9 protein-coding genes are annotated in these 14,373 nt (G+C 42.3%); 4 read left to right on the forward strand and 5 right to left on the reverse strand.

Annotated elements, in window-relative coordinates:
* Window positions 1–1,598: Ig-like domain-containing protein (locus G586_RS25200; RefSeq protein ID WP_207640727.1), on the forward strand; the 1,598-nt coding region annotated here is incomplete at its 5' end.
* A 166-nt stretch (window positions 1,599–1,764) separates the two neighbouring features.
* Here the strand turns inward: G586_RS25200 and G586_RS0116570 are convergent.
* Window positions 1,765–3,309 carry a hypothetical protein gene (locus G586_RS0116570; RefSeq protein WP_026528605.1) on the reverse strand — a complete coding sequence of 515 codons (1,545 nt, stop codon included), beginning with the start codon at window positions 3,307–3,309 and terminating at the stop codon, window positions 1,765–1,767.
* An 89-nt stretch (window positions 3,310–3,398) separates the two neighbouring features.
* Window positions 3,399–5,465: an endo-1,4-beta-xylanase gene (locus G586_RS25785; RefSeq protein ID WP_081674432.1), complete on the reverse strand. Its 2,067-nt coding sequence runs from the start codon at window positions 5,463–5,465 to the stop codon at window positions 3,399–3,401.
* A 1,106-nt stretch (window positions 5,466–6,571) separates the two neighbouring features.
* On the opposite strand from G586_RS25785, the gene G586_RS0116585 reads away from it, so the two are divergent.
* Entirely contained in the window at window positions 6,572–7,453 is an 882-nt protein-coding gene (locus G586_RS0116585) for a LysR family transcriptional regulator (protein ID WP_026528607.1), read from the forward strand.
* A 5-nt stretch (window positions 7,454–7,458) separates the two neighbouring features.
* Here G586_RS0116585 and G586_RS0116590 read toward each other — a convergent pair whose 3' ends face one another.
* The gene (locus G586_RS0116590; protein ID WP_026528608.1) at window positions 7,459–8,940 is read right to left on the reverse strand and encodes a PucR family transcriptional regulator; all 1,482 of its coding nucleotides are present in this window, start codon (window positions 8,938–8,940) and stop codon (window positions 7,459–7,461) included.
* 196 nt (window positions 8,941–9,136) lie between these two features.
* Between G586_RS0116590 and G586_RS0116600 the strand changes: the two genes are divergently transcribed.
* Both G586_RS0116600 and G586_RS0116605 read left to right on the forward strand, forming a co-directional pair.
* Window positions 9,137–11,071: an oxidoreductase gene (locus G586_RS0116600; RefSeq protein WP_026528609.1), complete on the forward strand. Its 1,935-nt coding sequence runs from the start codon at window positions 9,137–9,139 to the stop codon at window positions 11,069–11,071.
* A 14-nt stretch (window positions 11,072–11,085) separates the two neighbouring features.
* Window positions 11,086–11,946: an SDR family NAD(P)-dependent oxidoreductase gene (locus G586_RS0116605; RefSeq protein ID WP_026528610.1), complete on the forward strand. Its 861-nt coding sequence runs from the start codon at window positions 11,086–11,088 to the stop codon at window positions 11,944–11,946.
* Between the two features lie 156 nt (window positions 11,947–12,102).
* Here the strand turns inward: G586_RS0116605 and G586_RS26350 are convergent, their stop codons facing one another.
* Together G586_RS26350 and G586_RS0116620 are read right to left on the reverse strand one after the other, a co-directional pair.
* Complete coding sequence (locus G586_RS26350) at window positions 12,103–12,267, reverse strand: hypothetical protein (protein WP_155834241.1); 165 nt, start codon at window positions 12,265–12,267, stop codon at window positions 12,103–12,105.
* Window positions 12,268–12,799: 532 nt separating this feature from the next.
* The gene (locus G586_RS0116620; protein WP_026528611.1) at window positions 12,800–13,804 is read right to left on the reverse strand and encodes an asparaginase; all 1,005 of its coding nucleotides are present in this window, start codon (window positions 13,802–13,804) and stop codon (window positions 12,800–12,802) included.
* Window positions 13,805–14,373: the final 569 nt, after the last annotated feature.

Raw genomic sequence — 14,373 nt, forward strand, 5'->3', positions numbered from 1 at the left:
GAAATCAAAAACAGATTTTGTCAGTAAGATCTGATACAAGCATAGGTGCTCTTTATATGGATAATGAAAATAATAAGGAGCTGGATGTTCCTGCAAATTTGAATGCCGTTATATGCAGTGATGTTGATATTACAGCCGGTGCCAATACAGTCATAAATAAAATGGTAATAGACACAGATAAGGAAGTTAATTTCAATGGTGATCTGACTGCAGTAGGACCGGTAGGAACTAAAGATAGATCAAAACTACATGTAACTGGTGATTATACCCAGAAATCTGAAATATTATCACTAAATGGAGTAGACGTAGAACTAGAGATTGATGGAAATTTCTCGGTAATCAATAATGGAGGAATTTCTGGTCTTAATAATACCGCAACAGTTAATATTGCCGGTGATTATCTCTATAATTCCACAACCGGTGTACAGTGGAATGCAGCTACATGGAGAGTAAAAGGCAATGTTAGTCAGGGCAGCAAAAATGGCAATTTCTATATCAATACACTTGAGCTGCTTACAAAGGGAGCAACCTTAGATATTGATAATGGTAAAGTGACAACTCTTGTCATTGATTGCGGAATATCTAATTTCGATATTCCTAAGGTTTGCTATGATCATGTAAGAGCTACAGTTAAGGCAACCTTTGATCCCAACGGAGGAGTACTTGCTGACAAATCTGCACTCGTTACTTCAGGAGACAAATTCGGACAGTTACCGATTCCCACTATGAGTGGTAAGGATTTTGAAGGATGGTTTACTGAGAAAACAGGTGGTGATCAGATTACTGAGGATACTGTTTCTGAATTTTATGATAACTTCACAATTTATGCGCACTGGAAGGTTAAGGAAGAGGAAGAACCCGAGCCTGAACCGGAGCAGCCTGCTGAGAAGAACGTTACAAGTGTATCGCTCAATCAGTCATCTATCGAACTGAAAATTGGTGAAACCTATCAGCTTGTAGCAAGCGTTATGCCAAACGATGCTACAAATAAGGAAGTTCAATGGTCAAGCAGTTCTGCATCATTTGTTACTGTAAGTGATACAGGTCTTGTAACAGCCAATAATGCGGGCAGTGCAACCGTAACTGTTAAGACTATTGATGGAGGAAAAACAGCAACATGTCTGGTAACAGTAACAGCGCCTGAGGAAACTCCTGCAACACAGGAGGAAACTCCCACAACACCTGCTGAGACACCTACAGAGAATATTCCCACAACGCCTGGTGAAACACCAACAACTCCCGCTGATACTCCTGCAACACCTGCACCGACTGTTGGGACGCCTACGGTTACTGTAGTGCCTCCTGCAAAGGTTAAACTCGGTTCAGTAAAGAACACCAAGGCGAAAACAACTGTTGTTAAATGGAATAAGCTTGATGGCGTAAATGGTTATGAAATAGAGTATGCACTCAATAAAAAGTTCACCAAGACCAGAAAGACCAAAGAAGTGAAATCCGCAACCTCTAAATCAGCTACAATCAAGAAGCTTAAGAAGGGCAAGACATACTACTTCAGAATCAGAGCTTATGCAGTTGATTCCAAGGGTGATAAGGTATATGGCGAATGGTGCAAAGCAAAGAAAGTGAAGATCAAGAAATAAACTTTATCAAATTTGAGCCGGCATACCGGTAATTTGTAATAAATAGAGCACTCTGCAATTTCTACATGCAGAGTGCTCTTTGTTATGTTGCAGACTTCCTATATCCGAAAGCTTACTAAGCCTTGGCCTCTTCTGGAATCTACAGGTAGTAAATTTTATGAACTCGTTATTTTATCTTCAGCTTAAATGTATACAAACTGGACGATCCCGGCTTATTTCCTGTCCAGTAGATGCATTTCCCTGAAAGCTTTGGTGTTTCGCAGGGATTGAGGCGGGCTGATACAGGGAATTTGGTGATCTTCTTGGCGATACTTCCATCCGGATTCACAATCAGATAGTACACGCCCTGGAAGCTGTAGCCTGCGTATTTCTCAAAGAGAATCACGAAGCGACCCTTGTGATCAGCTACAACCTGTGGATTTGACACATTGAACTTGCCGTTTGTCAGCCACTTTATGCCGTAGTCTGTTACATCTTCGGTACCCATTATCCCGCTTTTTCCTGATCGTGTGTCGCTTATTGCATAGCCTGTGGGCTTCGTTATGTCAGTAGTGGGATCAAAAATCTGGATAAAAAGGCATTCTTTTTGCTTGGCGGCCTTTTTATTCAAAGCCTTCACGGAGGTTCCTACAAGAGCCACATGGTTGTTGTCAGCTACAGCAATTCCGCCCATGTGTGCAAAATTATTGTTGACCAGGAACATATTTGAACTCGCATTCTTTTGCAGCCAGAAATGAAAAATGTCATAGCTGTTGGTGCGGGAATAATGATCAGATGTATATTGCTGCTTGGCCTCCGGGAGCGGAGTATATGCATAAGGAGGAGTATTATAGGAAAAATACCAGGATTCATCCTTTGGCATTTCTTCTTCCGGAACAACCTCCTCTGTGGGTGTGACGAAGGCCACTGAAAATGATCTGTTATAGGCATCGCCCTCGCTGGCGAGAATAAAACCATCCTGATAGGGAATAGCTCTTTGCGCAAAGGAATGCGAATTGTAATAACGATCAAGCTGTACGAATTGCATTGTATGACGATTCAGGATTATCGCAGTGTTGCTCTGATGACCGTTATACATACCTCGTGCATAATTGACAGCGATATAGTTGCCATTAACCGCAATGTCGCAGTTTCCCGCATCGAAAGGAACCTTTGTATTACTGTCATTGTCTTCGTACATTTCGGAGTAGCCATAGTAAGAGCTGTAGCGAGCCTTAAAGCAGCCGGATCCGTTGTCACCAATCGTTGCTATGAGACTTCCTGTGGGTGAATACTTTGATATGAAAACTGTGTTCTTTTTCATATCCACACCGTTGGAATTTTTCCTTCCTGTAACAACATAGAAGTAGCCATCGGGATCACAGGTGACAGCGCCAAAAATCGGATACTGCATCCTTATCTTGATCCTGGATTTTGCCTTGCCTTTCTTGTTTTTTATAATGGTGATAAGCTTTCCCTTGTAAAAAGCGTAGCAATAGTTCCCTTCTGCGTCAGTGAATTCCGACACATTCGAGACACCTTCCCAATTGCTGTAAATGCCCTTTGCGGCAACGCTCAGTTTGGTTTTTGCATCAATGGCATCGGCAGCCTTGGAGCCCTTAGCAGATGCAGTAATGCCATTTGGCAGTAAAATACCAAGGAATCCTGCAAAAACCACCATGAAAACCGCTACAAAAACAGCCTTTTTAAGTGACAAAATCTTCTTTCCCATAAGCACCCCCAATCTAATGCCCCGCGGGCGTCACCGGATGAACCTGCAAAAATATCAGCCGGCTTTCGCCTTAGCGAGAATTACACACATTAAATTCGCTTAAGCCAGGCCCAAATCAGCTCTGGCAAAAGTCCAACATCTTCCTTTAAACTCTCATCAATTCCAAAGCCTTCAAATTCATTACCGCCAAAGAACTGCGCTATCAGCTCCTCGCGGCGCTTTTCAGAAACATTTACGCCCTTTCCGTCTTTTACTGAAAAAGCGGCGCGCATAGTCTGCTCCATTGTGAATTCACCGCCGGACCAGCCCTTGAAATAAGTATCATTTGCAATAGAAAGACCGTGGAATCCCGCAGGGAACACATAGTGAGCAAATGGCACCTTTTTCTCGCGGAGAGCCATGGCGAACAAATAGCTGTTTTCAACCGGAACAAGATCGTCCGTCTGATTCTGCCATACAAAGCAGGGCGGAGTATTTTCGGAAACCTGCTTCTCCAATGAGAAGTATTCAAGCTCCTCCGCAGTTGCCTCGTCTCCAAGCAGCGCGCGGATTGAATCCTTGTGAGTGAACTCACCTGTAGTTATTACCGGATAGGAGAGTATCACGCCATCGGGCTTGTTCGAGAATTTGTTAAGCTCCGGATCTACATCTACTATATCATCGAAGTGAACCGTAAGACTACCACATACATGGGCTCCTGCTGAAAAACCGCAAACAAACAGTTTCTTGCCATCGATGTTGTATTTCTCAGCATTTTTCCTGATAAATCTGACTGCGCGGGAAATGTCGTTCAAGGGCTGCTTCTTAAGCGGTACAGACATGGTGATATCCGTGGTGTAGCAAAGCACAAATACGTTCATTCCACGCTCAAAGAACTCCATAGCCGGAAGCTCGCCCTCGTGAGGCGTAAGCATACAATAACCGCCGCCCGGCACAACAATCATGCAGTCACGCTTTTCATCATCATTATGAAGATATGCAAAAACATTTGGCGTAAAACCGTAGGATGCAGCGTAGTTGTATTCTCCCTCATTCCAGATATTCTCTCGAAATCTCTTCATGGGAGGCTCTGGCATGCCCTTCACCAAAAACTCATCATCTGCGTAATCAGGCTCCCACTTGTCAATTTCAGAATCCTTGACTGCTTCCTTAAGCACCGCATAATAAGCCTCTTTTGCCTCACATTTTCCGCGGAACAGAAGAGGATAGCTTGTCTCTCTGCGGAATCCCGACAGCCAGCTGTTTTCATCAAGAAGATTCCAGAAGGTCACACTTGTGATATTCGCCTTTCCTGACTTTTTCGCATCAAGGTAAATTCTGAAAAACTCAGCATATCTGAGCGCAAGCTTATGCTGCGACTCCTCGCTTGGATCAGCGTTGTGCATATCAAGCTCAGTAATGTTGATCTTAAGGCCAAGCGCTCCATACATTTCAAGTGCTGTGCGGTAATCGTTGAGGTCCGGGTGGTCCATCAGAAGATGAGACTGCATGCCCATTCCATCCACAAGCTTTTTATCAATAAGCGGAGTCAGCACATTCTTTATAATGAAGTCTCTCTTCCAGACCTCCGCTGTCTCATAATCATTGTAAAAAAGATCAACCCCGGGAGCCGCATATTTTCTGGCATATTCGAATGCCTTTATGAAAAAATCGTTCCCCACGGTCTTTGTCCAGATTGATTTTCTGAAATCACCCTCATCAACAATCTCGTTGACTACATCCCAGGCATAGATAACGCCAGGATAGTTTGTCTGCACGAAATCAAGAACCCCGTGAATATAGCTTTCAAGTCTTGCAAGAATAGTTTCCCTGTCCGTAAACGGGCAGTTTTCATTGTACTTCTCGCAGAAAAACCACTTGGGCGTCTGGTTGTGCCACACCAGAGTATGTCCGCGCATAGCTATACTCTGTGCCTTAGCAAATTCAAGATAAGGTATAGCATGCTCGAAAGTCAGAGCCGGTGCGAGATTATACTTCTCGGGATCTGATTTGTTAGCATCTTTATCAAGATAGAACATGGGCTTCATGTCGTTTTCACAGGTGAAGCTGTTAAACTGCTCAGTAAGCAGCTTCATGTGTGCTTCGGTGTGCAGATTCCATCTTGAAATCGCAGCACCAATCTTAAAATATGGTTCAAAGGCGGTTTTTAAATTCATAATTCCTCCGTAGATATGTTTTTCAGGACCTAAATATCATAAACATTTGTTGAGTATTTAATTACATATAGTGACCTGAGCAATACTGTAAATGTATGATTCTTGCAAAATTTACCAATTGAATTCCTCAAATTATTATCTTATATCTCAGGGTTTGTTTATACTTAAATATTGCTTGATTAGTGTTGTTATTTGCTTATGAAAGAAAAGCATTCTTTTATAGCCTTGCCCTAATCTTTTCAGTGGTACTTCTAATAATAAATGAATCCCCAAATGCTACATTTGATGTAGTTTGCTGTTTGATAAATGAATTAGCAACAAGTAAATCTATAAATGCTATATTTGTTGCTGATTTGTGCCTGATAAAAATGAATGTGCAATAAATCAATCCGGATATTCAAAATTTGTTGTCACTTGCAGTTTGATAAAAAATGCATTGGCAACAAATAGGACAAATCCAGGGATTCTTATTGCCAATTATCTTAAATCTATGATTTTTCAAAAATCTTGGAGCAACAAGAATTCTTCTAAGAATAGAATTTGTGGAACATCAAAAAAAATAGAGCAACAAAATTGTTTCCTAAATCTCTATTTGTTGCCTCCCTCATTAAATGGTTCACTTAAGTGACAACAAATCAAGAAGATGAATTCTATTTTGTTGCCAAAGCGCTTATTGACTGCTATTTCTGGCATATAAAGGCTTGTTTGAACCCTATCTGAATCAAATTTCATATGCGAAATCCCCGCAACGAACATCCTTCTATTAAACAAAAAAGGAGATGGCGTTTAGCCATCTCCTCGAACTATCAAACAATCATGAAACAAAGTGTTCTATAGAATAGATTTCCTCAAGCATTTCCTCAATCATTTCAAAAAGTTTCTTCATTACCAAAGCCCTCCTTTTCAAAAATATGATGATTATTTATGTGTTTTATCTAAGCGATTACTGTATATTTCTTTGATGATTAAATAATAACACCTTGTTCTGTTCTTGCATAATACATATAATGATAGGAGAGATATACCCAAAAGGTATATCCAATAAGTGCCCCAAAAATTGGACACTAATCCACCCCCAGCCGTTCATCACATAAGGAGACCAACTCATGGAACTTCGTCACATCAGATATTTCCTAACCGTAGCCGAAGAGGGCAGCTTCACAAAGGCCGCTGAAAAGCTTCTTATCGCGCAGCCACCCCTCAGCCGTCAGATACGAGACCTCGAGGAGGAACTGAACACAAAGCTCTTCGTACGCAAATCAAGAGGCCTCGCGCTCACCGAGTCAGGAGAGCGCTTCCTTCAATATGCAAGGCGCATCAAGCAGCTCTCCGACCAGTCAATTGAAGACATCAGCAGAATGCAGGAGGGCCTTACAGGCAGACTATATCTTGCAACCGTAGAAGGACACGCTCCCGAGCTATTTGCAAGCTGGATAAAGGACTTCAAGGAAAAATATCCTCTGGTGGAATACGAAGTCTGGAATGGAAATTCCGATGATGTAATAAAGAGAGTCCTCTCGGGACTTAACGAGATTGGAGTCATAACTCTGCCCTACGATGAGGAGGGACTTGACGGACGCCTCATATACAGTGAACCCTGGGTTGCCATAATTCCGAAGGACCATCCGCTATCCAAAGAAAAAGGCGATTCAATAGACCTCAAAAAGCTGGCACCATACGAACTCATCATCCCTTCCCGCAGATCCAGAAGAAAAGAGATTGAGAACTGGTTCGCGCCTTTAAACTGCCAGCCCAAAATCATCTGCCGCATAGCGCACATGCTAAATGCTTATGAACTGACTGCAAAGGGGGTTGGAATCGCCATATATCCTGCTTCTGCCGCCAAATATGTAAGCAAGGGCGTTGTGATCAAGCGCATTAAAAATCCCGATGTTTCCACAGGCTATGTCCTGGTGAAAAGCGCGGAGCGTGATCTTTCAAAAGTTGCAGCCAAGTTTTGGGATATGGTAAACGAAACAGAAGGTTGAAAATCTCAAAACAGATGTAATATCCCATTTATCTGATACGAGCACTGCAGCCTGAACACGGTTTCAGCATCATTCAGATCAAGTCCCGTGAGCTCAGTTATCTTTGACATTCTGTAGTTCAGCGTGTTTCTGTGAAGAAACAGCGCGTCAGATGCGTCCTTCACGGAACATGACACCCTGAGAAATACCTTTAGCGTTTCAACAAGCTCGGAATCATGCTCCAAATCATAATGATGAAGCCTGTAAAGAGCAGGGTGAATGTAGGATTTAAGCAAGCCTACGTCAGATACATGATTAAGAAGATGCAAAAATCTGTAATTTTCATAGCGGTGCACCTTTGATGAGGCTCCGATCTGCTTTCCGATCCGGCAGGCCTCCTGCGCCAACTGGAAATTTTCCGGGAAAAGTGCAACCGAGTTAAACTCTGCGCTTATCCCTATTTCCGAGACATTCTTAAGTACTTCCTCGTTATTCTCTATACTATCGATAATCCCACTATCGGACGATATTACGACAATAAGTTCTCTATATATAAATATAACATTTCCCGGAATCAACCCATCCAGCGTTCTTTTTATGAAAAACAACTCATGCCTCGAATGGTGTATTGCCTTCAATACCATGCAAAAAGTATGCTTCGCGAGAGCAGCTTTAGATTCTGAGATTTTATTAATCTCTTCTTCAGACCCATCAAGAAGCTTTATATAAAACTCCGTATCATTTTTGGAAATATCCGGATAAGTATTGTGCATGCTGATAAAAGCTGACAGAAACTCACTTATTTTAGGCAGATATTCTCTGTGGAATGCTGTCAGTCCCCTGTTATTATCAAGAAGAACAAGGTATGCCACCGGTCTGTTTCCGATAAAGAGCTGAGAACAGAGCTTTTCCTCGGTGGAGCTTGTGCATGTCACCTGAAAACAGGCGGAAGTTTTGGGAAGACTCTGGGCAGGCATAAGCTCATTCATGGCATTTATAAATTCAAAGGTGCAGGAACCTTTTTCAATATATCTCTGCCACAGCGGGTCCGTTATTGACACGGATGTTGAATGCTCAAGAACCTTAAAACCAAGATCCGTAAGAACCATTGATCTGTCCAGGAAAAGAGCGGATTTGTTTATCAGCTCCGATATGGAAACGTTCTCCTTGGCCAGACCCTTAAGGTGTCTGAATCTGCTCTCATTATCATTGGATCTGAAAAAGGCCGAAGTGAGAACGTTCATGCAATTCATCAGCTCTTTTTTTGACGTGTAAATGTATGAAACATGACAAGGAACCCCTTTTGTAGTTGTGAGAAGGCAGGGAATTCTTTCGGTATCTCTAAGGTTCTTAACATCTATGTCGCCTATATAGAGGCAGGATGTGTCATTTGGCTGCTCGCCTCCGGACAAGAATGAAAAATGAGTAATCTCCGGATTTTCTTTCCCAATATTTACGCTGCAATCGCAGCTCTTTTCCATGATTTTCGCAATCTCAGTAAAGTTCATATTTTATCTCCAAATCACATTGTGCATGAAGCACAATCATATCTATTCTTTTTATGCATGCAAAATCTAGACCAAATTTCTCAAAGACCAGTAGAATTATTATATTATCTGATTATCACAGAGGCAATAAAAATCAGAAACAATATTGTGGTCTATGCACAATATAAAATGGCAATCATTTATAAAGGAGGTACTTATGGCTTACGAAAAATTGTTTAAAAGCGGGCGTATAGGGGGAGTGCGTATTAAGAACCGCACTGTAATGCCTGCGATGGGAGTATCGCTGGCAGATCCTACCGGTGAAGCAAACGAGCACATCATCAGATACTATGAGGAGCGTGCCAAGGGCGGAGTAGGCCTCATCATCACAGAGATAACAAGAGTGGACGAGGTAGAGGGAATAGGAACACCTAACCAGCTTGGCGCTACAGATTCCAGACATGTTCCGCATCTTGAGAGACTTGCTGAGCGCGTGCACAAATATGGCACCAAGATTCTTGTTCAGCTCCAGCACCCCGGAAGAGAGAATAAATCATCAATGATAGGCGGAAGACAGATTGTTGCTCCCTCACCTGTTATGTGCAAGGTTACTAAGGAAATGCCAAGGGAGATGACAACTGAAGAATGCTCTGCGCTTGTAAAGAATTTCATAAAAGGTGCGGTAATCTGTCAAAAAGCCGGAATGGACGGAATTGAGCTCCATGCAGCGCATGGATATCTTTTAAACGAATTCCTCTCACCATATACCAATAAAAGAACAGACAGATATGGCGGCTCTTTCGATAACAGAATCAGAATCATGGAAGAGATCATCACAGGCATAAGATATATGTGTGGCCCCAGATTCCTGATTTCCGTGAGAATCTCCGCTGACGAATTCGTTGAGGGTGGCTTAAAGCTCGAAGACACCATCAAGATAGCAAGAACTCTTGAGAGCTTCGGCATAGATTGCATCAACGTTTCAAGCGGTATTTATGAATCAGCAACCACCATCATCGAGCCCTCATCCTATCCTCAGGGCTGGAAGAAGCATCTTGCATCGGCAATCAAGAAAAATGTGAAAATACCCGTAATTGCCACCAATAACATCAAGGATCCCGAAGTTGCAGAGGCACTTCTCGAGGAGGATGTATGCGATTATATCGCACTCGGAAGAGCACACCTTGCCGATCCCGAGTGGGCAAACAAGGCAAAAGAGGGCAGAGGCGATGAGATCAACAAGTGTATCGGCTGTCTCTACTGCTTCACAGCGCTCTCTGACGGTGGACACATCAAGTGTGCCGTTAACCCCAAGTGCGGCAGAGAAGTAGACTACGGCTGCGTTAAGAAGACAGGCGATGGCAGAAAGGTAGCAATTATCGGCGGTGGCCCTGCAGGAATGGTTTCCGCACTTACACTCAAGGAGAGAGGCTTTGAGCCTGTTATTTTTGAAAAAGCTGATGCCCTTGGCGGACAGCTTAATATTGCAACCAAGCCTATTATGAAGGAAAAACTCCAGGCTTACCTTGATTCCCTTATCTGCAGAATTAATAAGAATAATATAGAAGTAAAACTGAACACGGAAGGAACCGTTGACGCTGTTAAGGCAATCGATCCTGTTGCAGTTTTCGTAGCAACCGGCGGAACTCCCATTGTTCCCAAGCTCCCCGGAGTTGATGGCGCAAACGTTATCACTGCAGAAGAATACCTCACAGGCAAAAAGGAAGTAACAGGCGACGTTGTAGTAATCGGCGGCGGTGTTACCGGAATGGAGACAGCAGAAACCATCGCGACAAGAGGTGGAAACAAGGTTACTCTTGTAGAAATGACCAAGGATATCGGAAGAGGCCTCTATCGTTCCGTAATAGCAGATTTCACCATAAGATTCGGAAAACTTGGTGTCAATGTCATGACAAGACAGCAATTCATGTCCGCAGATGTTGACTCAGTTGTTGTCATGAATACCGTAACAAGACAGATGACCAAAATTCCCGCTGCTACCGTTGTTCTTGCGCTTGGCGTCAGATCAAACGATGTATCGGCACAGTTTGAAGAGAACTTTGACAATGTAATAGTACTCGGCGATGCAAACTTCCCCGGAAGAATTGCGGAAGCTACAACAGATGCACTCGGCAGAGCATCAACACTGTAAGGGGAGGTTTTCAGATGAAAGAATTCAAGAATAAAGTTGCACTGATTACCGGTGCTGCTAATGGTTTTGGAAAAGAGTTTTTAAAAGAAGCATCCAGAAGAGGCATGCGTATCGTGGCCCTTGATATTGAAAAAGAAGAAGTCGAAGCAGCAGCTCTTGAAGCAAAAGAGCTTGGCGCTGCCGAGATAATCACCATTCAGGCAGATGTAACCAAGGTAGAAGACTGCGAGAGAGCCGTTGACGAAGTTATTGAAAAATTCGGAGCAATCGATCTTCTTATGAATAATGCAGGTGTCGTAGTTCCGGGAGATATCTGGGATACACCTGTACGTGACTGGGAATGGATCACTCACGCCAACTTCCTCAGCCATGTTTACTTCATGCACAAGGTAATTCCTATCATGATGAAGCAGGGCACACACTGCAACATCGTAAACACCTGCTCAGTAGCAGGACTTATAACCTCAAACGGAATGCCCGCTTATCATGCAACCAAGCATGCAGCCGTTGCGCTTTCTGAAAGTGTAAGCTACGACCTCCAGGCTAAAGGTGCAGACATTGCAATAAGTATATACTGCCCCGGATTCGTGCAGACAGACCTTCATCACGCTGAAAGACACCGCCCCGAGCAGTACAAAGACGCCTCCGATCCGTACTACACAAGCCCTGAATTTGCAATGGGCCAGAAGATCGCAGAGCAGGTTATCGTCACAGGTATGCCGATAGATTCAGTTGGAATGAGAGTTTTCAACGCAATAGAAGAGGACCAGTTCTACATTCTCACACATCCTATATATACTACTCTTATAGGAAAACGTGTAACTGACATGCTTGCAGGAAAAGGACCTAATCTGATGGAACTCAGAGGAAAATAAAGAAACTTTACTTATAATAAAAGGCGTAGCAGAAATGCTGCGCCTTCTGAATATATTACCATTTGAAATGTATATATTTAATACGATCATGTTTTTAGTTACAAAATAAAAGAAGATTCCTTTCGGAATCTTCACCACTCATCATATATTTATCTATTACCAAACAAAAGTAACTGCATCTGCAATATCCTTTGAGATAGTATTCTCTTTTACAAGCTTTCTAAGCCATTTATCGAGATTATCAACCTTATGGTTTGTCTGAACAAAGTGAATTTTCTTACCTTCTACATCGTTTGAAAGAAACAGTTCATATCTGTACATTAGTTAAAATCCTCCGTTAAATCATTTTTTTGTTTCATTCATATTGGCCATTTTTGAATGTTCTTTTTCGCTTACACACATTATATCGTTGGGTGGGTAGGATTACTTTAGGGCATTTTTAAATGTTTTTTTATATCTTTTTATGGCCAAATCTTTGAAATTTTAGTTCGTTTTTTCAGTATGGGGCTTTGAGATAAAAAAATCAGACATCCAAAAGCCTTGGCTTACGATGTCTGGTTGATGATGCTTTTTCTGAGACTGATAGCAATGTGATAATTATGTGATTCACCATGACGTATCCTTGATTTAGGAAATGAACTAACAAATTGTTAATGGTGCGCTTTCCGAAAGGAGGTAGTCATGAGAGAGGAATTTGCTACAAAAGTTGAAGTATTCGCAGTAGCGATACTGATTATAGTACTGGCATTTGTTGGCTTTGCAGGCATTCATATTTAATACTGCTTCAGTAGATTGCTTTCAATCGCCGAAACAGATTTGGTAGCTGGGCCGATTATTTCAGAAACTCGATGAATTAAAGATAGGTTTCTGATAGCTCTCCTGCAATATTCAGCGAGAAATATTCGCGGATTTCCTTAGTATCGTGTGTCATTCCAAGAATCCACATAAGCTTCGTAAGAGCCGCTTCACTTGTCATATCATGAGCTTGCAGCACGCCAATCTCCAATGCGCGGCGCCCGGTCTCATAAACATCCATCTTGGACCCTTCGTAAGGACACTGTGTCCCTACAACAATAGTCATCCCTGATGCAATGAGCTTTTCCAAGGTGCTGATTATATCGTGCTTGACAAAAGGCATGCCACCGATACCGTAGGCTTCAATATATAAGCCCTTATAGCCCTGATCCACAAGCGATTCAAGAAAACTGCTGTGAATACCCGGGAACATTTTTATCATACAGACCTCTGTTGAATAGGAGTCCGCAAGATGAAAAACGCCGCTGCGCGCAGGAATAGCCTTTTCATCAATCCTCATTCCAAGAGAGCTGATGGTTGCCACATTGGGATAATTAATACTCTCAAAGGCATCAAAGCTAAGAGATCTGACCTTAGAAGCGCGGCATCCCAGCATTACTTTCCTATTAAATGCTACGAATACGCCGGGAATCCCGCTCGCAGCCATATGAATAGCACACCGGCAATTCTCCATAGCATCTGCGACAGGATTTTTTATAGAAAGCTGTGAACCGGTAATAACAACAGGAATATTAATATTCTGTAGCATAAAGGAGAGCATGGACGAAGTGTAGGCGAGAGTATCTGTACCATGGATCACGACCACGCCATCATAATCGTTTCTGACCTGACTTATACGGGATGCCAGACTAGCCCAGTCTTCAGGAAAAATGTTGGCACTATCAAGAGAACAGAAGTCTTCGATTTCAAGATTGGTATCTCCTGACACAATGTGAAGCTCCTTCTTCATATCAATAGTAGTAAGCCCCGGTGCCAATCCGCTTTCCTTCATTACAGAAGAAAGTGTTCCGCCTGTGTTAATAATAAGTATATTTTTGCTCAAGACAGATCTCCTTCATAATATATGATGATGAATTGTTCATTGCTTATACTTTTGATGATTTGTTCACTACTTTAATGATAACACTTTTAAGAGGAAATTTTCTAAAGGAACTGCTATTTTGAAAAAACGCCGCAAACCCAGTATTTATGAGCACTAAATGGGAACGATAGCATCAAAAACAGGTAGATATTTCGGCGTTAAAATTAAATTTCTAAAAAAATTTTAAAAATAGTGTTGACTTTGTTCTTTTAGGATGATATTCTAACTGAGCTGCGAGCGACAAGCCAAGCAGCACAAAGCACTTTGACAATAAAATAGTAATGCAACCCTGAAAATTCCAAAAAGAATATTCAGAGAACAAAACAACCTAACTAAAGGTAAAACGGACAGAACAAAAGCCAAGCTTAAGTTCTGGTCAGACGAACGATCTGATCGCTTTTGGCGATAAGATACATTTAAACGTGAGAGTTCGATCCTGGCTCAGGATGAACGCTGGCGGCGTGCCTAACACATGCAAGTCGAACGGAGATTTAACGCTGCAGAGACTTCGGTCAAAGCTTGTTAAATCT

Origin of the sequence: Butyrivibrio sp. VCD2006 (assembly GCF_000423925.1) — a bacterium.
Classification (GTDB): domain Bacteria; phylum Bacillota; class Clostridia; order Lachnospirales; family Lachnospiraceae; genus Butyrivibrio.